Here is a 21,828-nt window from a genome sequence, read left to right on the forward strand (position 1 = left end):
TGTCAGTTTTGACCTGCGAATGAATGCATTGCGAGGCGCGTGATTGCCTCACGCGACGATCTACTTTCCAACGTGTCACCGTTATGGCAAAGAACCTGCCTCATCCTAGCGAACCTAAACGCCCCCGCGCGGCTGCTGTTCAGCCGACGCCGGTACCGGTTGCGCCCTCCAAACCACAGATCGAGCCGGCGGCTGGGCTTGCCGGTCTGGGCGCCTTGCGTGCTGCGCTGAAAGGCGATGCCGAGCGGCGTGACCGCGAACGCGTTGCCGCGGCGCAGGCCCAGCGTGAAGCGTCGGCGGATGCTGATCTGTTCCGGCGGGAGATCGGCGCTGTCGCGCCGCTAGTCGTACCGCCCAGGGTGCCGCCGGCGCGTACTCCACCCTCACCTGTACCGACGCAGACCAAGCTCGATGAAGAAGCTGTGCTGCATGAGGCGATTTCGGATGAGTTCGATCCGGAAATTTTGCTCGAGACCGATGAAACGCTTTCTTATTGCCGGCCAGGCGTGAGCCAGGAGGTTGTGCGTAAGTTGCGGCGCGGCGCGTGGATTGTGCAGGCCCAGTTGGATCTGCATGGGATGCGGCGTGAGGAAGCGCGTGAGGCTTTGGCCGAGTTTATTCGTGAGTCGGTTAAGCGTGGGCTTCGTTGCCTGCGGGTGATTCATGGCAAGGGGCTTGGGTCCGTCGGCAAGGAGCCGGTGCTGAAGGGCAAAGTTCGGGCTTGGCTAGTGCAGAAGGAAGAAGTGATTGCGTTCTGCCAGGCGAGAGCGCATGACGGCGGCGCGGGGGCTGTGCTCGTGCTGTTGCAGCCGGGTGCGCAAGTCGCTCATCCTAAAACGTGACAGGGCTCCGTTAATGCATCCGAGGCTTACGCTTGCGCTCACCATCATGGAGGCGCTGGCGATCTTCGCCTACGCGATCTCTGGTTTTATCGAAGCACGCACACGGCAGCTCGACGCGGTTGGAACGTTTCTTGTGGCGATGGCGACCGCCTTTGGCGGCGGCACCGTACGCGATGTGCTGCTGGAGCGCAGGCCGTTCTATTGGGTCGAGCATCAACCGTATGTGATCGCGATCTTTGTGATGTCACTGTTCGCGCCGATGTTACTGAAGATGACATCGAGGTTGTTGTCGGAGCAGGTGTTGTTAGTAGCGGATGCGATTGGGCTTGGGCTCTTTAGTATTTCCGGCACTTCGCTGGCGCTCGACGCGCAAATGCCGTGGTTCACGTCGGTGATGATCGGGGTTCTGGCTGGCGTATTTGGCGGCGTGATTCGCGATGTGCTCTGCAACGAAGTCCCGCTGATTCTGCGGGATTCGAGGCCGTATGCGACTTGTGCGTTCCTGGGATGCTGGTTGTACCTGCTGCTGGACTACATCAACTTCGATACGGTCTATAGCGTGTTGATCGCCACTGCGTTCATCCTGCTCGCGCGGCTTGTGACGTTCAAGTTCAATGTCCGCTTGCCGCATTAGGTGGCGAGCGCCGACTCGCCCGCCATCTACAAACGGACATAGGGCTGCGATAACGCTTTCGAAGACGAGATCAGGTCTTCCAGCATCCTCGCGCGCTTATCCGGATCGGTGTCGCGGCTCGTCATAAAGCAAAGCGCCGCGACCGGAAGACCGGTACGGTCACGAATCGGCGCTGCCATGCAGTATCGAAAGGTGTGCGAAAGACCCTCAGTGCAACAGTAACCCTGTTCCGCAGCGCGTTGGACGTCGCGCAGAAAATCCTCAAATTCAACGCGCCTGCCGTTGTCGAGGACAAAGTCTTCGTCCGGGATCAGCGCGCGAATCTCGTCCGCGCGAAGGTGTGCGAGCAACAGGCGGCCCGTTGCGGTCCACGGAATCGGCACCTTCACGCCGATATCGGAACTGATGTTGAACGGTCGCGAACTGTTCTCCGACAGGACCACGGTGTACTTGTTGCCCTCGAGCATGCACAGCTGCGCGGTCTCATCGTGGTTTCTGACCAGCGCGAGGATGGCCTGGTGAGCACGACTGATCAGATCGTTATGCACCGCGTAGTCGGCGCCGTAGTAATGCATCTCACGGCCAAAAAACACACTTCCGTCGGCCGCGGTCTCAAGCCATCCGGCTTCCGTGAGAATGGTGACCAGTTCGTAGATGCTTGAGCGCGGCGCGCCGGTCGCTTCAATCAGTTCGCGCATCGTCATCGGACGCCGCGCGATATGCAACTGTTTGAAAATACCGACGACGCGGTCAACGCCTCTCGCTCTTGATGATTCCGGTGCAGACATTCCTTCAACTCCGTCGGCGATAGGGTTCGCTGTTTAGCTTTTCTGTGACGCGAGTTTACCGCGTAAAGAGTGGCGCCTCGTCATCTCGCGGAAGACCGGCTGCGATAAGCGCCCTCTCGTTCGATCCATCAATGGTCGAGCACGCGGTGCAGAAACTGCCGGGTACGGTCGTTCTGCGGGTTCACGAAGATGTCCTCAGGAGCGCCCTGCTCCGCGATCACCCCCTTATCCATGAACACGACGCGATCGGCAGTTTTGCGCGCAAAGCCCATCTCGTGCGTGACGACGACCATCGTCATGCCGTCGCGCGCCAGGCCGCGCATGACCTCGGTCACTTCGCCGACCAGTTCTGGATCGAGGGCGGAAGTGGCCTCGTCGAAGAACATGATGCCCGGCTCGACCGCCAATGCTCGGGCAATCGCCACGCGCTGCTGCTGGCCGCCTGAGAGCTGGCTCGGATAGTGATCGGCACGGTCGGCGAGACCCACGCGGTCGAGCGCATCCATCGCACGCTTGCGCGCGTCCGCCGGGCTCATCTTGCGTGCCTTGATCAGCGCGAGCGTCACGTTGCCGAGCGCAGTCTTGTGCGGAAACAGGTTGAACTGCTGGAACACCATGCCGACGTGACCACGGATCTCTTTGGCCCGGCGAGCGTCGTGCAGCGGCACTTCGTTGACCCAGACCTCGCCGGCGTCGGCCGTTTCCAGACCGCTCATGATGCGCAGCACCGTGCTCTTTCCGGAGCCGGAGGCCCCGATTAGCACGAGCACTTCGCCCGGCCGCACATCAAGGTTGATCTCCTTCAACACCTGCGTCGCGCCGAAGGACTTGCTGACGCCAGTGAGGTTGATGATGGGCTTCGTCGCGGCGTTTGGGGTAGTAGAGGTCATGACAACAGGCTCCTTCTTCGATCATGGTGGCGCACCCACTGCGAGAGTGGAAAGCACACAACGAAATAAAGCACGGCAACGAGGCCATAGATTTCCACCGGTTTGCCGACCCGGTCGACGATGGCCTGCCCCGCATGCATCAATTCCGACATGCCGATCATGCTGACGATCGACGTGTCCTTGATAAGCGACAAATACTGGCCGATAAGAGGCGGCATCACGATCTTGCCGGTCTGCGGCAGGACCACCGAAAAGAACGCCTGCGTCTTGCTGAGCCCGAGGATCTGTGAGACCTCCCACTGTCCTTTGGGCACGGCTTCGATGCCTGAGCGAAATACCTCGGCAATGTAGGCGCCTTGATAGACGCTCAAGCCGACCACGCCTGCTGCGAAGACATCGATCGCATAGCCGAAGTACGACACGCCGAAATAAATAAACATCAGCGTGATCAGCACAGGCGTGCCGCGAAACAGTTCGGTATAGAGCCTGGCGATGCGCGGCGTACCCCATGGTCCGAACGATCGTAGTACGGCTGCCAGCAGTCCGATCAGCGTACCGCCGACGATCGATGCCGCGGACAGAAGAAGTGTCGCCACCAGACCCTGAATCAGGATCGCGAGGCTGGTCGTGAGCAATTCGCTTGACATGTTCAATCTCCGGGTTCGGCGCTCACGTGCGATCGGTCTGACGCGCGAGAAAGAATAGGCGGCGCGGACGTTTCTTCAGGACCAGTGGCGGATGAAAGACGCGCCTCCCGATCTCGCCCGCCACCCACGACAGGACACCACTCAGTACCAGATAGGCGATCAGCGTGATCGTGAAGGTCTGGATATAGAGCAGCGTGCGCGCGTTGATCACCGTCGCCGTTCCGCTCAGCTCCGGCAACGCGATCGCTGACAGAAGCGACGTACCGAGCAATAGCTGAATCAGGTTGTTGACGATCGCTGGATAGACGGCACGCGCGGCCTGCGGCAGCACCACCTCAACGAAGATCTGCGAGCGCCCCAGGCCGAGGATCGACGCCGCTTCCTGTTGTCCGCGCGGTACGGACTGGATGCCCGCACGAAACACCTCGGCCAGATACGCGCCGACATTCACCCCTAACGCAATGACACCGGCGGTGTAGGCGTTAAGCGTGATCCCAAGCGACGGCAAGCCAAAGAACACGATGAAGATCTGCAGCAGTACCGGCGTATTGCGGATCGCTTCGATGTAGACGCTCGCGATCCCGCGCAACAGTCGGGCAGGCGATGCGCTCGCCAGTGCAGTCAGCAAGCCGAGCAGCATCGCGAGGACGAAGGCCAGCAGCGTGATCTGAAGCGTCAACCACGCCGCGCGAACGAAATCGTTCCAGTAACCAGCAAGGGTCAGCCATTCATAGCTCATGGTTCCTCCGTCTTTAAACCGACGTTGAGCACGCGCAGATTCAATACTGCGGGTTAAGCGGGAAGCGCGGATCTGTGCCGAACCACTTCTTGTAAAGCTGCGCGTTCAGCTTGGAGGCGTTCGTGTTGAACAGGAACAGGTTCAGGTAATCGAGCCAGACCTGATCTCCCTGCTTGACGCCGAACGCGTTGTATTCGAGCGGCACCAGCGCTTCGTTAGTCACGGTCAGATCCGGATCGAGCGTTGCCTGGTACGCGAGGAAGTTGTTGTCCTCGATCATCGCGTCGGCCTGGCCTTGCTTGACTGCAAGGATCGCGGCCTGCGAACTGTCGAACTCCTGGATCTTCACCTGCATGTTCAGCGCGCGCACTTCATCGCCGTTTGTCGAACCCTTGACGGTGGCAATTGTGCGATTCGACATGTCGTTGATCGACTTGATGCCGCTGCTCTTCTTCACAAGCAGCGCCTCACTCGCCACGACGTACGGATTCGTAAAGGAAATTTCCTTGGCACGCTCGAGGTTGCGGGTGAAGTTGCAGAACACCACGTCAACCTTGCTGGTTTGCAGGTTCGGAATGCGGTTGGCGCTCGTCGTATTCACGACTTCGAGCTTGACGCCCATTTGCTTGGCCAGCTCTTTCGCAAGGTCGACGTCGTAGCCGTCAGGCTGGCCGTCCTTGTTGTAGAAGCCGAACGGCGCAAAGGTCAAACAATCGCCTACGCGCAAGGTGCCGCGCTGCAGGACCTGCTTGAGCGCCGAATCGGCCGCGCCGCTCTGTTCGGGCGTGGGGATCTTCGTACAACCTGCGAACACCAATAGACCGGCGACTGCAAACAAACACGCGAGTCTTGCGCTTTCCCTGACGATTCTCATTTTTCGATCCCGATCTGGAGTGAGAAGTCCACACGTGGACGGAAACGGCGATCAGCCTGGCCCTCGGCCTGCCCGGACTGGTGAGCTTGAGTTGATCGCACGTCAATATTCGTTTGTCTGATATATCGGATCGTCGTCCGACACAGCAGATGTAGAGGAGTGTTTCACGGGAAAAAAATCGATGCAATGGGGTATACGCGAGCGCAACCGGATGTGATTCGCTCGCTCGGGATGCTTTCATCATGAAAGCATTCATGCGCTTACCGAACTCTGCACGCGCCCGCACGGGCCGCTCAAGCTTTCGCCGCGTAGAATTGCTGGCTGAAACCCGAGCCGGCTTTTGGTTTACCGCATCACCTTTTCGTTTGACGTCGCTAACCTACGAGGATTTGCACGATGGCGAAGATCTCCCCAGGAGTGGGTCCGCGGTTTCCACAGGTCGTCGTCCTCTTCGGCGCCACCGGCGATCTGGCGCGACGCAAGTTATTGCCCGGTCTGTTCCATCTATCGCGCGCGGGCTTCATCCCGGGTTGCCGGCTTATTGCGGTCGCGCTCGATGACCTCGAAGTGGATCACTTTCGCCGCATAGCCCGCGAAGCGCTCGATGAGTTTTCTTCTCGCAAGATCGTTGAGTCGGAATGGGAGACGTTTGCTGCGCATCTCGACTATCTGCCGCTGACCGCGGGTGCGGAGGCGCTTAAGGTCGCGGTTGAAAGGGCCGAACAGACCCTCGAAGGTGAGTGCCGGCGGCTGCACTATCTGAGCGTACCGCCGAATGCTGCCTTGTCCGCAGTTGGCATGCTCAACGAAGCGGGCCTCGTCGAGCGTTCCCGCATCATTATGGAAAAGCCCTTTGGCACCGATCTGGCGAGTTCGGTGTCATTGAATGCCAGGCTACACGAAGTATTCGAAGAAGAGCAGATTTTCCGGATCGACCATTTTCTTGGGAAAGAGCCCGCACAGAACATTCTTGCGTTCCGCTTTGCGAATGGCCTCTTCGAACCTATCTGGAATCGTAACTTCATTGATCATGTTCAGATCGATGTTCCGGAGACGCTCGGACTCGGGAAGCGAGCGGGATTCTATGAGCAGACTGGGGCGTTTCGTGACATGGTGGTCACGCATCTGTTTCAGATTCTCGCTTTTATGGCGATGGAGCCACCTACATCACTTGAGCCGGCGCCGATCAGCGAGGAGAAGAACAAGGTCTTTCGCAGTATGTTGCCGATTCAACCGGGCGATGTGGTGCGAGGGCAGTACACCGGTTATCGTGCCGAGGAGGGTGTGAGCCCCGAGTCGGAAACTGAGACCTTTATTGCGTTGAAGTGCTCCATCGATAATTGGCGTTGGGCTGGTGTGCCGTTCTATCTCCGTACCGGGAAGAGGCTTGCTGAAGGACAACGAATTATTTCTATCGCGTTTCGGGAGCCGCCTAAGAGTATGTTTCCTGCGGGGTCGGGGGTTGGTGCGCAAGGACCGGATCATTTGACGTTTGATCTGGCTGACGCTTCGAAGATGTCGCTCTCGTTTTATGGCAAGCGACCTGGTCCGGGTATGCGACTGGATAAGCTGAGCTTGCAGTTTGCCATGCGTGATACTGGCATGATCGGGGATGTGCTTGAAGCGTATGAGAGGTTGATTCTTGATGCTATGCGAGGCGATCGCACGTTGTTCACGACTGCGGAAGGGATTGAGCGGTTGTGGCAAGTATCGACCGCGCTGATTGAATCGCCTCCGCCCGTGCGGTTTTATTCGCCGGGGTCGTGGGGGCCTAATGCTATCCATCAACTCGTCGCGCCGCGCGCGTGGCGGCTTCCGTTTGAACGGGCGTGGCGGGATCCGGATAAGTTGGGGAGTTGAGGGGGGTTATTCGGGGGCTGAGGTTCGTGAGCGCGGCAAGATAGCGAAAGGCCCCGTGAGTCTTTCAACGCATCGGAGCTAACCGCCACTGGATCTATCCTGGTCTGCCTGCTTCCATGAACCTGCGGCTTGTCGAGATTCGCTTCGATAAGGGGAACGAACAAGATTAGCGCAAAATTCTGTCGTATGCCGTTCGTCATAAAGGTTGCGTTGCTTATTACTGTCTAGTTTGGTAGCGTCGGCTTTTCTTGCGCTAATCTGAGAATCCTCTGCGATCTGGAGGATTCGCGTGACCATCATCGAACGCGCACGGTTCCGGATCCTGAAGCTACGCTGTCTGCGTCAAAAATGGATAACAATGCTCCCACCGGGCGTTCTCCGGACCATCCGAACAAAGCCACCCCAGATGAGCCTGGATCCCGCCGCGCCGCCTATTATCTCGGCATTTCGTGGCTGGACCTGGCCGTCTCTCTCAGCATAATGGTGATTGTCGGTGCCGTGGTGATCTGGGTGGCCATCCGTGTCATCCAACCCGCCCCACCGAGTACTCTGACGATCTCCGCGGGTCCCGAGTACAGCCGCTTCTGGTTTGCCGCGCAAAAGTATAAGGAGATCCTCGCGCGCAACGGCGTAACGCTGCGCGTGCTGACGTCGTCAGGCACGCTGGAGAACCTCGAGCGACTCGCCGATCCCGCCATTCATGTAGATCTCGGGTTCGTGCAGAGCGGCCTAGCGAGTATCCCGAGCGTTGTTTCGCCCGACACGCGGCGGGGCGGCCTGATGTCGCTCGGCAGCGTCAGCAATTGGCCGCTCTTCGTCTTCTATCGCGGCCCCGAGCTCACGCGGCTCTCGGAATTCAAGGGCAAGCGGCTCGCCATCGGCCGCGAAGGCAGCGGCACGCGCCAGATCGTGCTGTTACTGCTGAGGGCAAACGGCGTCGAACCGGACAGCAACGCGCAGATGCTGCCGCTCGTCGGCGAGGACGCCGTGAACGCCTTACTGGCCGGCAAGGTCGACGCGGTCTTCCTGACCGCTGATTCCGCGCGGCCCGAGCTCACGGCGAAAATGATCCGCACGCCCGATATCCGGCTCCTGAACTTCACGCAGGCGAAAGCCTACGTGCGCAGCTTCCCGTTCCTGAGCCAGTTCGACGTGCCGATGGGCGCGTTCGATCTGGCCGACAACCTGCCTCCCAAAGCCACGGCGACCATCGAGACAACCGTGGAGTTGATCGCGCGCGATACGCTGCACCCGGCGCTGTCGGACCTGATCATCGAGGCTGCCGGCGAGGTTCACGGCGGCGCCAGCCTGCTGCAGACCGCCGGCGAGTTCCCGGCACCCGTTGCGCACGATTTCCCGTTGAGTCCGGAGGCCGCGCGCTACTACAAGTCCGGCAAGAGCTTCCTCTACCGGACGATGCCATTCTGGCTCGCGAGCCTCGTAGACCGCCTCCTGGTGTTGGTCGTACCTATCGTCGTCGTGCTGATACCGGCATTGCGCTTCGTGCCGCCGCTGTACGCGTGGCGCGTCAAGTCGCGCTTCTACCTGCGCTACGGCGAGCTGATCGTACTCGAGCGTAGCGTGCTCGACGACCCTTCCGAACAGAGTTATGTCGAGTTCACCAAGAAGCTCAATGCGATCGAAAAAGGTCTCAACAAACTTCAGATGCCGATCGCCTACGCCGATCACTTCTACGCGCTGCGCGAGCACATCAGTTATGTGCGCTCGCAGATCGCAGCACTACGGCGCGGTAACGACTCCCGACAATAAGTCAGCGCGAGCGTGGGTCGCCTTAATAGTCATAGAAACGCCTCCCGCCACTGCGGTGGCATCTGGCCACTCCGCCAGCGATCAGGCATTGCGCACCGAAGATGAAGGCTTTCTCTTCTTGGTACCCAACGCGTTACACCGCTATAACCTGAATAACGTATCCCATCTGAAGGCCAACGCAGACGGTAGCACCAGTATCTGGCTGGCGCCAGAACGGCCGGAGAACGTGGCGCAAAGCAATTGGCTGCCCACGGCTGATGGCAGGCGATTCTCGCTGAATTTCCGCGCGTATGTGCCGAAGCAGGAAGTCGAGCAAGGTGAATGGTTCCCCGCACCAATCATGGCAGTGCAGTGAAATGAAGCATCGGGCACTACGGGCGTTTGCATTCAGCCCCGTCAGCATGATGCGACGAATGTCCGCTTCGGCCATACTCGAAGGGCTGCTTCGGGTCCGTGAAGCGTCGATGGCCGGCCAGCAGAGTCCGGGCATCGGCGGCCATTCGAAATGTGGACTCGACTCCGCTGGCGGGATACCATACACACGTGGAAGGTCGTCAGTCGCGATTGATGGTCGAGCGCGCCCGGATAGAGAAATAAGGAGTAGCAACTGTCAACTCTCCTATCGCTTTTAGCGTACAGCGTGCGAGTCTTCTATCCATGTTTTGCGGCAAACGCTAAACCGTCCAAAGCGCTTTACCCTCCCGTTCTACTCGATAAAGGTGCGGAACGCTTGTCTTTACTTTCTCCAGCCCCCGTTCTCATTGAAAACCGGCTCCTGCAGGAGGTCTTTTGCTAGGCCGCACCGGCGTCGCGGCCGCCCTGGCATTGCTGAAATTCCTCGCAATCCTTCCCTATGGCGTCACTGCCCGTTTCGGCGATGGCCTGGGCTGGCTGCTCTACCAGTTGCCCAGCCGGCGTAAGCGCATCGTCCATATCAATCTGGGGCTCTGCTTTCCCGATTGGAGCGCCGAACGCGTCGAAAGCGTGGCGCAGCAGCATTTCCGCCATGCGATCCGCAGCTACGTGGAGCGCAGCGTCCAATGGTTCGGTTCGGCGGAGAAGCTGAAGAAGCTGGTGATCGTAGACAGCGAGGTCGACTTGTCGGACCCGGACATGCCTCCCACGGTGCTGCTTGGGGCGCACTTTGTTGGCATTGAAGCGGGCTCGGTATTCATCAATTACGCGCTGGGCAGGCCCTGCGGTGCGTTGTATCAGCCAATGTCCAACAAGGCGCTGGATGCTGTTGCCCGAACCCAGCGTGGCCGTTTCGGTTCCGAAATGGCCAGCCGCGCCGACAGCGCGCGCATCGTGTTGCGATGGCTTCGCGATAAAAAGCCTGTCATGCTCGGCGCGGATATGGACTATGGACTTCGCAATTCGACTTTCGTCCCGTTCTTCGGCATTCAAACCTGCACGCTGACTGCGGTCGGGCGACTTGCCAAAACCGGTCAGGCGCAAGTGCTGCCGTTTATTGGCGAGGTGCTGCCGAACTATAGAGGCTATCGGTTGAAAGTATTCAAGCCGTGGCAGGATTATCCGACTGGCGATGACGCGATCGACGCGCGTAGGATGAACGCTTATCTCGAAGAGCAGATCCGTCGGATGCCTGAACAATATTACTGGGTCCATAAGCGCTTCAAGACCCGGCCGCCTGGCGAAGCGTCGTTTTATTAACGGTGCGGCAATCACACAGTAAGTCTGGAGCACGCTTGATCAAATTGACATCGATACATCGGGACTGGATCGTCGATATGACGCCGGATACGCTGCCCGACGGCTTTTCGGCTAGCGCGTGGGTTCAGCGCGAAGCGTGTGAAGGCGAGGCACAAGGCGAAAATTTCATTTTCTCCGACCTCGGACATTACGCTACACAAGGCGAGGCGGCGAGCCGGGGCGAATCCTGGGCCATTCGGTGGATCAACGAGAACGATTACTGATCGTTCAGGTTCGACGGTAGAAAGTTTGCCGGACGACGCGCTTTTTTCTAAAGCGCTCGATGGCGCTACATCTCGCAAGCACCGTCGTGTGCATCTGAACGATTAGCTGCTGACGCGGGCAGACCTACAAGTCCGAGCGCCCTGATGCATCCGGCGTTGGAAAACAGTGATCGTGCCACAGCGAAATGACGCGGCGCCCAGAACGAAGCGGTCATCCGTTGGCACGGCCTAAAGACAAAAAGCCCCACGCGTCTCCCAACGCATGGGGCCTTCCTTTGTCTTCCCTCAACCTACCGCAAAAAAACCTTAAGCAATCCGATCTTCATTAGCCGGATCAAACAACACCGCCTTCGACACATCAAACAACAGCGTCATGTTAGTAAGCGGTTGCGGATTCGAAGCCGGGTGCACGCGGCTCACCACCCGCTTACCATTCACCTGAGCAAACACCAAAGTATCCGGCCCAGTAGGCTCGATCACATCAATCTTGACTTCAATCGGTTGCAACTGCGCATCTTCAACGTTATGCGCGCTACGCGCATCCGTAATCCGCTCCGGCCGCAGGCCCAGGATAACTTCCTTGCCCACATGCCCCTTAACCTTAGGTGAGTCAAACGGCAGATTCAGCACACTACGCTTGATCCCCGTATCAATCTCAACGCCAACGCCCGAACCCTGCTCCACCAGCTTGCCTTGAATGAAGTTCATCGGCGGCGCACCAATAAACCCAGCCACGAAAAGATTAGAAGGCGAATCATAAATATCCTGCGGCGCGCCAAACTGCTGCACGACGCCATCCTTCATCACCGCAATCCGATCACCCAAGGTCATAGCCTCGATCTGATCATGCGTCACATAAACGATGGTGGTCCCAAGACGCTGATGCAGCAACTTGATCTCAGACCGCATCTCAATCCGCAGCTTCGCATCCAGGTTCGACAAAGGCTCGTCAAACAGGAACATCACCGGATCCCGCGCCAGCGCACGCCCCATCGCCACCCGCTGACGCTGACCGCCAGAAAGCTGTCCCGGCTTCCGATCCAGCAAATGCTGAATCTGCAGCATGCTCGACACGCGGTCGACAATCTGCTCCTGCTCCTGCTTCGGCACCTTGCGGATACCCAGGCCAAACGAAATATTGCCCCGCACCGTCATGGACGGATACAGCGCATACGACTGGAACACCATCGCGATATCACGATCCTTCGGCGACAGGTTGTTCACCGTCTTGCCGTCGATCTGAATATCGCCCTTCGTCACGGTCTCGAGACCGGCGATCATGTTGAGCAGCGTCGACTTACCGCAGCCCGAGCCGCCCACGAGAATCAGGAACTGGCCGTCTTCGATGTCGATGTTGACACCCTTCAGGACCGGCACCCCGTTCGGGTAGGTCTTGTACACGTCACGGATGGAAAGGCTTGCCATGCTGTGAATCCTCTTGTCTCTGGTACAGCTTCAGCTGCGTCGCACTCAGGCGGCGCAGGCCGGATGCCGGTTCGCACCGCAGCTGCCACGTGGCGCGCTGCGGCAATCGTTTGGGTTAGCCCTTCACTGCGCCTGCCGTCAGGCCGCGCACGAAGTATCGGCCGGCGATGATGTAGACGAGCAACGTAGGCAGCGCCGCGATGATCGCGCCTGCCATGTCGACGTTGTATTCCTTCACACCGGTCGACGTATTCACGAGGTTGTTCAGCGCCACCGTGATCGGCATCGAATCGACGCCCGAAAACACGATACCGAACAGGAAGTCATTCCAGATCTGCGTGAATTGCCAGATCAGGCAGACCATGAAAATTGGCAACGAAACCGGCAGCAGAATCTTCGTGAAGATCAGGAAGAAGCCTGCACCGTCAATCCGCGCCGCCTTCACCAGTTCCGCCGGAATGCTGACGTAGAAGTTGCGGAAGAACATCGTCGTGAACGCAATGCCGTACACCACGTGCACCAGCACCAGGCCGGCCACCGTGTTCGACAGCCCCAGGAAGCCTTCAAAACGCGCCATCGGCAGCAGGATGGCCTGGAACGGAATGAAGCAGCCCACCAGCAGCATCGTGAACAGGATGTCCGCGCCACGGAAGCGCCAGTGCGTGAGCACGTAGCCGTTAAACGCGCCGATGATCGACGAGATGAGCACGGCCGGAATCACCATGCGCACCGAGTTCATGAAGAACGGCTCCATGCCGTCGCAACGCACACCCGTACACGCCTGGCTCCATGCCTTGATCCAAGGCGCGAAAGTCGGATGCGACGGCGGCGTCAGCAGGTTACCGGTGCGCAGTTGATCGATGTCCTTGAACGACGTGGACAGCATCACGTACAACGGGAACAGGAAGTACAAGGCAAACAGAATCAGCGCCGCATAAATGACGGCACGGCTGATCGTCATCTTAGGCTGCATTACGCGTGCTCCTCGATTCCATATACATCAGCGGCACGAGCACGGCCACGACGGTTGCAAGCATCATCATCGACGACGCCGCGCCGACGCCCAGTTGCCCGCGGTTAAACGAAAACGTGTACATGAACATCGCGGGCAGCGACGACGAGGTACCCGGGCCACCCGCCGTCAACGCGACGACGAGGTCAAAGGTCTTGATCGTGATATGGCAGAGAATCAGCAGCACCGAGAAAAACACCGGACGCATGCTCGGAATCACGATCTTGCGGTAGATGGTGGGCAGCGTCGCGCCATCCACTTGTGCCGCCTTGAAAATTTCCGCATCCACACCGCGCAGGCCGGCGAGGAACAGCGCCATCACGAAGCCCGTCGATTGCCAGACGGCCGCAATCACGATACAGAAGATCGCGCGGTCCGGATTGTCGAGCCAGTCGAACTGGAAGCTCGTCCAGCCCCAGTCGTGCAGCACCTTCTGCATGCCGAGATTGGGATTGAGAATCCATTGCCATGCCGTGCCGGTCACGATGAACGACAGTGCCATCGGATACAGGAACACCGCGCGCAATGCGCCTTCATTGCGAATCTGCTGATCGAGCAGGATGGCGAGGAAGAGGCCGAGACCCACGCAAATCGCAATGAACGGAATGCCGAACCAGCCGAGGTTAGCGGCCGAGGTCCACCAGACGTCGTTATCGAACAGTTCTCGGTAACGGTCGAGACCGACGAATTCGTAGCGCGGCATCAGTCGCGAATTCGACAGCGACAGAAAACCGGTAATAAAGATGAAGCCGTAAACGAAGACCAGGCTGATCACGATGCTGGGAGAAAGCACCAGCTTCGGAATCCAGCGGTCGGCGAGCGCCGCCATTGGCGACGTGCGGCGGGCCACGGTCGTGGTTTTCCCGTTTCCGCTAAGAGAAGCAGTCACTACTCGACTCCTGAAACTGTGCCGCCGGGGTCCGCACGGTGATTCGCGCGACACTGGACTGGCAACGGCTGTGACTCTGAGTACATCTTCATGCTTGAGGCAAACGCCCGGTTGCGCGTGGAGTCGCAACCGGGCGCCCTGCTACCTTGCTTACTTCGTCTTCGCAGCCTTCGCGAGCGCTTCAACTGCGCTCTTCGAATCCTGGTCCGAGTTCATGAACTTCGTCACGACGTCGGTGATTGCACCAGCCGTTGCATCCGGCTGAGCCATACCGTGCGCGAGCGACGGAACATAACCACCGGCCTTGATGGCCGTTTGTTCATCCGCGTACGACTGCTTGCCGCAAGCGTCGAACTTGTCCATGTTCACGCCCAGACGAACCGGAATCGAACCCTTGTTCAGGCTGAACTGCTCCTGGAAGTCCGGGGTCATGATCGTCTTGGCCAGCGCCAGTTGACCCGGCGTTGCTTCCTTCGCACCCTTCTGCTGGAAGAACACGAACGAGTCGACGTTGAACGTGTAACCCTTCGACGTGCCCGGCACCGGTGCGCAGATATAGTCCGTACCCGGCGTCTTGTTCGCGTTCGCGAACTCGCCCTTTGCCCAGTCGCCCATGAACTGCATGCCGGCCTTGCCGTTGATGACCATGGCCGTCGCGAGGTTCCAGTCGCGGCCGGTACGGCCGTTGTCCATGTACGACTCGATCTTGCGGACCGTGTCGAACACGCCGACCATCTGCTGCGACGTCAGGGTCTTCTGGTCGAGGTCAACAATCGCCTTCTTGTAGAAGTCAGCGCCTTGCGACAGCACCACGTCTTCCCACAGCGTCAGGTCTTGCCACGGTTGACCGCCGGCAGCAACCGGCTGGATGCCGGCAGCCTTCAGCTTGTCAGCGAGAGCGAAGAATTCCGGCCACGTGGTAGGCGGCTTCGCGCCAACCTTGTCGAGTGCCGCCTTGTTGATCCAGATCCAGTTCACGCGGTGCACCGAGAACGGTGCTGCGACGTAGTGACCGTCTGCGTGCATGATCTTGTCGATCTGCGGCGGCAGGTTCTTCTTCCAGTCACCTGCGACGGAGTCGATCGGAACCAGCACGCCCTGCTCCGCCCATTCCTGGATCAGCGGACCCTTGATCTGCGCAGCGCTCGGAGCATTGCCCGAGATCACTTGCGTCTTCAATGCCGTCATGGCCGCAGCACCTGCGCCGCCCGCAACCGCGAAGTCCTTCCAGGTGTAACCCTGCTTCTGCATGTCATCTTTCAGCACGCCGACGGCTTTCGATTCGCCGCCTGACGTCCACCAGTGCAGCACTTCGATCGACTCGGCAGCTTGCACTGCGGATACACCACACATCAGACCTGCGGCGCACAAAGCGCCCATGATCGCGCGGAATTTCATTGCTTATCTCCTCCAGACACCTGAACAAAAAACGAATGGCCCCTGATTCTCCAGGGTGCTGTGGTTGGTTCAAACAGGCAAATCACTGGGCGGCGATCGAGCTTCGGGCAAGCGCATGCCTATGCATGCGCCGGCGAGCCGACGTTCGGCCGCTGGAAGCTCAGAAGATGAGTGGTTCGGGATGCAACTTGACTGTCTCCTCTTTTGATTTTTGCCTGCCCGCGTCGCGCGCGGCAGACTCGAGGTTCCTCACAGGTTAACCCTGACATCGCGGTGCGGTTGCGGCCCCGAAGGCAGCCAGCACATGCAAAAACGCAATGTCCATTAACATGAAGGGGACGCGGACCGATTCAGGAAAACGCGCATCTTGCCTAAGCACGCACGCTTTTTTCATCGATTTATCGCTACCTCTTGATTTGGATTGTAGTTAAACTACAATTCAGTGTCAAAAAAAATTTTATCGGACTACGGTCGCCTGGGGCGGCCCCCTGGACATCGACGGAGACACATGTTTACCGATTCAAGTTTTACCTTCGTGCTCTTCGGCGGAACCGGCGATCTGTCGATGCGCAAGATCCTGCCGGCACTGTATGAAGCGCACCGTGCGGGAATGCTGGCAGAAGGCGGCAAGATCGTTGGCGTGGCGCGTCATGCCGAGGACCGGGCTGGGTATATCGAGTGGGTCAACGAACACGTCAAACCGCACGTCTCCAAGAACGGTCTCGACGAAGCGGCATGGGCCAGCTTCCTTGAGCGCATCCAGTACGTGAAGCTCGACCTGGGCAAACCCGAAGACTTCGCGCTGCTGCGCGATGCGGTCAGTGAGTTGCCGGGTATCCGCGTGTTCTATCTCGCCACCGGCCCGTCGCTGTTCGTACCTATTTGCCATGCGCTGGCCGCTGTCGGCCTGAACACCAATTCGCGCATCGTGCTGGAAAAGCCGCTCGGCTACGACCTGAAGTCGTCCAACGCAATCAACGACGCCGTGGGCGAAATCTTCGCCGAAGAACAGATTTACCGGATCGACCACTACCTAGGTAAAGAGCCGGTGCAGAACCTGCTCGCGCTGCGCTTCGGCAATGCGTTGTTCGAACCGCTGTGGCGCCGCGAATGGGTCGAAAGCATCCAGATCACGATTGCGGAAGAGCTCGGCGTGGAAGCGCGCGGCGACTTCTATGACAACACCGGCGCGCTGCGCGACATGGTGCAGAACCATTTGCTGCAGTTGCTCTCGATCGTGGCAATGGAACCGCCGCATTCGATGGATTCGGATTCGGTGCGCGACGAAAAGCTGCGGGTGCTGCGCGCGTTGAAGCCCATCGATCCGCGCGACATCGGCAAGGTGGCCGTGCGCGGTCAGTATCATGCCGGCGGGATCCGCGGCACATCGGTGCCGGCTTACGCCACCGAACCCGGCGTCAAGGCGAATACCAACACCGAGACCTTCGTCGCACTGAAGGTGGAAATCGAAAACTGGCGCTGGGCCGGCGTGCCGTTCTTCCTGCGCACGGGCAAACGTCTGGCGGACCGCGTCGCTGAGATCGTCGTGAACTTCCGTCCGGTGCCGCATTCGGCGCTCGGGCCGACCGCCTTGCGCCCCGGCGCGAACCGGCTGGTGATCCGGCTGCAGCCAAACGAAACGATTCGCCTGTATTGCCTCGCCAAGCAGCCCGGCGAGGGCATGAACCTGGCAAGCGTCCACCTCGACCTCGCGTTCGACCAGTTCTTCCGCGAAGGGCAGATGGAGGCTTATCAGCGCCTGCTGCTCGACGTGATCAACGGCCGGCTTGCGCTGTTCGTGCGACGCGACGAGCAGGAAGCGGCATGGCGCTGGGTTGAACCGATCCTGAACGACTGGGCAGCGGCCAACAAGCCGCCCAAGCCGTATGCAGCGGGTACGTGGGGACCGGCGGCGTCGAGCGCGATGCTGGCGCAGCACGGCACCTGCTGGCTCGAAGAAGAAAACTGACAGGCGGCGACGCGGCATGCGCGAACCAGCGCGCCGCTTCGCTGCATGCAAGACCTCATCGATGGACTGAACGGGGTGGCGCCTTGACGGCGGCAGCAATGGCAGCAGCGGACAGAGTCCTGCGAGCGGCCGTTGCAGTGCGTTAAGGCATATTCCGCAGACCCAACAAAAAGCAGTACGGAGGAGATGTGATCGAGCTTCACGCTTTCGACGACCAGGCCGCCCAATCGGCTGCCCTGGCGAAAGCGGTGGGCGACGCTTTACATGCGTCCCTCGCCGCTCAGGCAACCGCGACAGCTACCGCTGCGGGCCAGGCAACGCTTGCAGTGTCCGGCGGCAGCAGTCCGCGTCCGTTCCTGCAGGTGTTGTCCACTCAACCGTTCGACTGGTCACGCATTGCCGTGACGCTGGTCGACGACCGCTGGGTCCCCGACACGGACAGCGCCAGCAATTCGCGTTTTGCGCACGAGACGCTGTTGCAAAACGCGGCGCAAGGCGCGGCGTTCTGGCCACTGGTCGACACGAGCCAATCCCTCGAGGCGCACGTCGCCGCGCTGAATGCCGACCCGCTGCGCAAGCTGCCGGATGTCGCCGTGCTGGGCATGGGCGAGGACGGCCATACGGCGTCGATCTTCGCCGATTCGCCGGAGTGGGACTATTCCATCACGACGTCCGAGCGCTTTGTCGCGGTACATCCCGGCAGCGCGCCGCATGCACGCGTGAGCTGGTCCATGTCTGCGTTAAAGCAAATGGGCCGTCTGTTTCTGTTGATTGCAGGACCGCGCAAGCTGGACGTGCTGAATGCTGCCGCCGCTGCGCCACAAAAAAATGCCATCTCACAGTTGGCAAACGACAAGGGAGTGAGACTCGATGTCTACTGGTGTGAAAAGTAACGCTGTCCCGGGCGCGGGCCAGCACGCCGACGGACCTCGGCTGTTAGCCGACATCGGCGGCACCAACGCGCGTTTTGCACTGGAGACAGGGCCGGGCGAGATTGGGCAGGTGCGGGTGTATCCATGCGCCGACTATCCGGGCGTGGCCGAAGTCATCAAGAAGTACCTGAAAGATACCAAGATTGGCCGTGTGAACCATGCGGCGATTGCGATTGCGAACCCGGTCGACGGCGACCAGGTCAGCATGACCAACCACGACTGGACCTTTTCGATCGAAGCCACGCGCCGCGCGCTGGGCTTCGACACGCTGCTGGTCGTCAACGACTTTACCGCGCTGGCCATGGCATTGCCGGGCCTGACGGATTCGCAACGCGTGCAGGTAGGCGGCGGCGCGCGCAGACCGAACAGCGTGATCGGCCTGCTGGGGCCGGGCACGGGCATGGGCGTCTCCGGTCTGATTCCGGCTGACGACCGCTGGATTGCGCTGGGCAGTGAAGGCGGCCACGCCACCTTCGCGCCGGCTGACGAACGCGAAGACCTGGTGTTGCAGTACGCACGCAAGAAGTGGTCGCACGTATCGTTCGAACGCGTGGCGGCGGGTCCTGGCATGGAAGTGATTTACCGGGCGCTGGCGGCACGCGACAAGAAACGCGTACCGTCGAATTTCGACACGTCCGACGTGGTCAAGCGCGCGCTCGAAGGCGAGCCGCTGGCGGCGGAATCGGTTGATGTGTTCTGCGGCATCCTCGGCACCTTCGCCGGCAACATTGCGGTGACGCTGGGTGCGCTGGGCGGCATCTACATTGGCGGTGGCGTGGTGCCGCGGCTGGGCGAGTTGTTTGAGCGTTCGTCGTTCCGTAAGCGCTTTGAGGCGAAGGGCCGCTTCGAGGCGTATCTGCAGAACGTGCCGACCTACGTGATTACCGCCGAGTATCCGGCGTTCCTCGGCGTGTCGGCGATTCTGGCGGAGCAGCTGTCGAATCGTGCGGGAGGGAGTTCGTCGGCGGTGTTCGAGCGGATTCGCCAGATGCGTGACGCCTTGACGCCGGCGGAGCGGCGCGTGGCTGATCTGGCGTTGAATCATCCGCGTTCGATCATCAACGACCCGATCGTGGACATTGCGCGCAAGGCCGACGTGAGCCAGCCGACGGTGATCCGTTTCTGCCGTTCGCTGGGTTGCCAGGGACTATCCGATTTCAAGCTGAAACTGGCGACGGGGTTGACCGGGACGATTCCGGTGAGTCACAGCCAGGTGCACCTGGGTGATACCGCGACGGACTTCGGCGCGAAGGTGCTGGACAACACGATCTCGGCGATTCTGCAGCTGCGTGAGCATTTGAACTTCGAGCATGTCGAGCGGGCGATCGATCTTTTGAACGGCGCGCGACGGATTGAGTTCTATGGGCTCGGCAATTCGAACATCGTCGCGCAGGATGCGCACTACAAGTTCTTCCGGTTCGGGATCCCTACGATTGCTTATGGCGATCTATACATGCAGGCTGCGTCGGCGGCGCTGCTTGGCAAGGGGGATGTGATTGTTGCAGTGTCGAAGTCAGGGCGTGCGCCTGAGTTGCTGCGCGTGCTGGATGTGGCGATGCAGGCAGGGGCGCAGGTGATTGCTATTACGTCTAGTAATACGCCGTTGGCTAAGCGCGCTACTGTGGCGCTTGAGACTGATCATATTGAGATTCGTGAATCGCAGTTGTCCATGATTTCGCGGATTTTGCATCTTGTCATGATTGATATTCTTGCCGTTGGCGTGGCTATTCGGCGGGCTGTGCCTAGTGAAGATGTCGCAGAAGCTGTCGCTAAGGCTCGTAGCGGGGCTGATGATGATGCTACTGCTGTGCTCGATTGGTTAAGTCATGGGGCGGCTTCTTCTGCTCGGGATTGAGGTTTTTTTGTTGCCTTGCAGGCGGCTTTTTTTTGGCTGTTTGCTTAGGGTGTTGGCCTTTCCTTGCATTCTTATCGGTCTATTAGCTTCGCCCCTGTGCGGGGCGGCACCTACTTTCTTTGCCGCCGCAAAGAAAGTAGGCAAAGAAAGCGGGCTTCAAACCGCTAGCTCTTAGATGTCCACCTCTCCGGTCAACCCGGAGAGGTCCGAAAACAAGACCCGCCCTCGCATTTCCCAAGTTAGTGACACAGCGCTCATCTACCCCACTCCGCACTTCGTGCGTCGCGGATGGGTCTGCGTGGAAAAGCAGGGCGTTGGAAGACGGCGGCCAGCTAGCCTGGTGACGTTTGCTTCGGAAGGCGGCCTTGCAAGATGAGGCAGGAAGCGGCATGCAGCCTAACCTCTAAGGGGCTCCCCAAAAACATTAGGTATCCTTCTGAAATTGCAGAAGGCGCCATACCCGACGACCGGGCGCGCAGCGCGACCGCTATAGATGGTCACTTCCATGGTGTGTACTCCATATAATTTGCACGGAACGGTCGGGAAGAAGCCCCATGGGGAAACGTGGCGCGATTGATGTGTGCCATCGCCCCGCCCCCTTTCAGACTTATCTCATATACGACTCCACTCAAAAAGGCCAGGCTCCTTAAAAGTTGTTCAACCCTAAAGGAGACTGGCGCATGACAAATTCGAACGCCGACAAAAAGGCTTTTTTGTTCGCCACAATTGGTTCGCTCACCTCGCGAGGTGGCCGGGTTACTACGGCAACCGGAGGTTCCTCTGTCAATGGGCTGGACATGGCCCGTGTCGGTGACGTAGCAACGTACCCGGACGGGAGCGAAGCGGTCATCATGGATGGCGTGGGCTCCGCACTGGTCATCGACGGTCAAGCCGCCGCGCTCGTTGGCAGCATCTTGAGCAACGGCGACTGGATTACGGAGACATTGCAACAGACATGTGGCATTGCCGTACCCGTCGGTGAGACCATCGAAGGGCTTTTAAATGCCGACTATGTGCCGTCGCCGTACTCCGGGCCTACTTACCGCTTCGCAGTGAAAGGAGCCACAACCAGACTCGGCGGCGTGCTGCGCGAGGCGACAAGTGATCTCGCCGTTAGCGGGACTCACCACAACGCCGCCTGCGTGGGTGACTACATCGAGTACGGAAATGGTAGGCGTTCTCAGATCGTTACAGGCGTTGGTTCGCCCGAGACACCGAATTTCCGCGCGCTCGCAATCGTAGGCAGTCTGCTCGAAAACGGCGATGTGATTACCGATAGCCCCGATCGTCGGCACCATGCGGTTGCCTTTGCGCCAGTCAGTTCCGATATTTCGATTCACTGATCCGGCATCGCCCAACGGAGTTAC

At 59.5% G+C, this 21,828-nt stretch carries 20 protein-coding genes; 11 read left to right on the top strand and 9 right to left on the bottom strand.

The window, feature by feature from the left end; genetic code table 11:
- The first annotated feature begins 83 nt into the window (after window positions 1-83).
- Window positions 84-842 (top strand): Smr/MutS family protein, encoded by a 759-nt coding sequence (locus tag P3T40_RS25100; RefSeq protein WP_429270396.1) that lies wholly within the window; start codon window positions 84-86, stop codon window positions 840-842.
- 13 nt (window positions 843-855) lie between these two features.
- The gene (locus P3T40_RS25105) at window positions 856-1,476 is read left to right on the top strand and encodes a trimeric intracellular cation channel family protein (protein WP_429270397.1); all 621 of its coding nucleotides are present in this window, start codon (window positions 856-858) and stop codon (window positions 1,474-1,476) included.
- 26 nt (window positions 1,477-1,502) lie between these two features.
- Here P3T40_RS25105 and P3T40_RS25110 read toward each other — a convergent pair whose 3' ends face one another.
- From P3T40_RS25110 to P3T40_RS25130, 5 genes are all read right to left on the bottom strand, one after another.
- On the bottom strand, window positions 1,503-2,264 hold the full coding sequence (locus P3T40_RS25110; protein ID WP_429270398.1) for an IclR family transcriptional regulator: 762 nt from the start codon (window positions 2,262-2,264) through the stop codon (window positions 1,503-1,505).
- A 128-nt stretch (window positions 2,265-2,392) separates the two neighbouring features.
- Window positions 2,393-3,154 carry an amino acid ABC transporter ATP-binding protein gene (locus P3T40_RS25115; RefSeq protein ID WP_429270399.1) on the bottom strand — a complete coding sequence of 254 codons (762 nt, stop codon included), beginning with the start codon at window positions 3,152-3,154 and terminating at the stop codon, window positions 2,393-2,395.
- Window positions 3,151-3,801, bottom strand: coding sequence for an amino acid ABC transporter permease (locus tag P3T40_RS25120; protein ID WP_429270400.1), 651 nt, complete (start codon window positions 3,799-3,801; stop codon window positions 3,151-3,153). Before P3T40_RS25120 ends, P3T40_RS25115 begins: the two co-directional genes overlap by 4 nt.
- A gap of 22 nt (window positions 3,802-3,823) precedes the next feature.
- A complete protein-coding gene (locus P3T40_RS25125; RefSeq protein ID WP_429270401.1) occupies window positions 3,824-4,540 on the bottom strand; it encodes an amino acid ABC transporter permease in 717 nt (238 codons plus the stop codon).
- Window positions 4,541-4,580: 40 nt separating this feature from the next.
- Window positions 4,581-5,414: a transporter substrate-binding domain-containing protein gene (locus tag P3T40_RS25130; protein ID WP_429270402.1), complete on the bottom strand. Its 834-nt coding sequence runs from the start codon at window positions 5,412-5,414 to the stop codon at window positions 4,581-4,583.
- 396 nt (window positions 5,415-5,810) lie between these two features.
- On the opposite strand from P3T40_RS25130, the gene zwf (P3T40_RS25135) reads away from it, so the two are divergent.
- The 5 genes from zwf (P3T40_RS25135) to P3T40_RS25155 all read left to right on the top strand — a co-directional run bounded on the left by zwf (P3T40_RS25135) (window position 5,811) and on the right by P3T40_RS25155 (window position 10,981).
- Window positions 5,811-7,274, top strand: a complete 1,464-nt coding sequence (zwf, locus tag P3T40_RS25135) for a glucose-6-phosphate dehydrogenase (protein WP_429270403.1) — start codon at window positions 5,811-5,813, stop codon at window positions 7,272-7,274.
- Window positions 7,275-7,622: 348 nt separating this feature from the next.
- Window positions 7,623-9,044 (top strand): TAXI family TRAP transporter solute-binding subunit, encoded by a 1,422-nt coding sequence (locus tag P3T40_RS25140; protein ID WP_429270404.1) that lies wholly within the window; start codon window positions 7,623-7,625, stop codon window positions 9,042-9,044.
- Between the two features lie 88 nt (window positions 9,045-9,132).
- Window positions 9,133-9,399, top strand: coding sequence for a DUF1214 domain-containing protein (locus P3T40_RS25145; RefSeq protein WP_429270405.1), 267 nt, complete (start codon window positions 9,133-9,135; stop codon window positions 9,397-9,399).
- A 434-nt stretch (window positions 9,400-9,833) separates the two neighbouring features.
- The gene (locus P3T40_RS25150; protein ID WP_429270406.1) at window positions 9,834-10,718 is read left to right on the top strand and encodes a lipid A biosynthesis lauroyl acyltransferase; all 885 of its coding nucleotides are present in this window, start codon (window positions 9,834-9,836) and stop codon (window positions 10,716-10,718) included.
- Between the two features lie 35 nt (window positions 10,719-10,753).
- A complete protein-coding gene (locus P3T40_RS25155; RefSeq protein WP_429270407.1) occupies window positions 10,754-10,981 on the top strand; it encodes a hypothetical protein in 228 nt (75 codons plus the stop codon).
- A 306-nt stretch (window positions 10,982-11,287) separates the two neighbouring features.
- On the opposite strand, the gene P3T40_RS25160 is transcribed toward P3T40_RS25155, so the two are convergent.
- The 4 genes from P3T40_RS25160 to P3T40_RS25175 all read right to left on the bottom strand — a co-directional run bounded on the left by P3T40_RS25160 (window position 11,288) and on the right by P3T40_RS25175 (window position 15,705).
- A complete protein-coding gene (locus tag P3T40_RS25160) occupies window positions 11,288-12,406 on the bottom strand; it encodes an ABC transporter ATP-binding protein (RefSeq protein WP_429270408.1) in 1,119 nt (372 codons plus the stop codon).
- Window positions 12,407-12,521: 115 nt separating this feature from the next.
- A complete protein-coding gene (locus P3T40_RS25165) occupies window positions 12,522-13,379 on the bottom strand; it encodes a carbohydrate ABC transporter permease (protein WP_429270409.1) in 858 nt (285 codons plus the stop codon).
- Window positions 13,369-14,307: a carbohydrate ABC transporter permease gene (locus P3T40_RS25170; protein WP_429270410.1), complete on the bottom strand. Its 939-nt coding sequence runs from the start codon at window positions 14,305-14,307 to the stop codon at window positions 13,369-13,371. The genes P3T40_RS25165 and P3T40_RS25170 overlap by 11 nt, the downstream gene beginning before the upstream one ends.
- A gap of 150 nt (window positions 14,308-14,457) precedes the next feature.
- Window positions 14,458-15,705 carry an ABC transporter substrate-binding protein gene (locus P3T40_RS25175; protein WP_429270411.1) on the bottom strand — a complete coding sequence of 416 codons (1,248 nt, stop codon included), beginning with the start codon at window positions 15,703-15,705 and terminating at the stop codon, window positions 14,458-14,460.
- A 508-nt stretch (window positions 15,706-16,213) separates the two neighbouring features.
- Here P3T40_RS25175 and zwf (P3T40_RS25180) point away from each other — a divergent pair.
- The 4 genes from zwf (P3T40_RS25180) to P3T40_RS25195 all read left to right on the top strand — a co-directional run bounded on the left by zwf (P3T40_RS25180) (window position 16,214) and on the right by P3T40_RS25195 (window position 21,804).
- A complete protein-coding gene (gene zwf, locus P3T40_RS25180; RefSeq protein ID WP_429270412.1) occupies window positions 16,214-17,674 on the top strand; it encodes a glucose-6-phosphate dehydrogenase in 1,461 nt (486 codons plus the stop codon).
- A gap of 188 nt (window positions 17,675-17,862) precedes the next feature.
- Complete coding sequence (gene pgl / locus P3T40_RS25185) at window positions 17,863-18,567, top strand: 6-phosphogluconolactonase (RefSeq protein WP_429270413.1); 705 nt, start codon at window positions 17,863-17,865, stop codon at window positions 18,565-18,567.
- Window positions 18,545-20,461 (top strand): bifunctional transcriptional regulator/glucokinase, encoded by a 1,917-nt coding sequence (locus tag P3T40_RS25190; protein ID WP_429270414.1) that lies wholly within the window; start codon window positions 18,545-18,547, stop codon window positions 20,459-20,461. Before pgl ends, P3T40_RS25190 begins: the two co-directional genes overlap by 23 nt.
- Before the next feature lie 680 nt (window positions 20,462-21,141).
- Complete coding sequence (locus P3T40_RS25195; protein WP_429270415.1) at window positions 21,142-21,804, top strand: PAAR domain-containing protein; 663 nt, start codon at window positions 21,142-21,144, stop codon at window positions 21,802-21,804.
- Window positions 21,805-21,828 lie beyond the last annotated feature (24 nt).

It is taken from the genome of Paraburkholderia sp. EB58 (genome assembly GCF_050436665.1).
Lineage (GTDB): Bacteria > Pseudomonadota > Gammaproteobacteria > Burkholderiales > Burkholderiaceae > Paraburkholderia.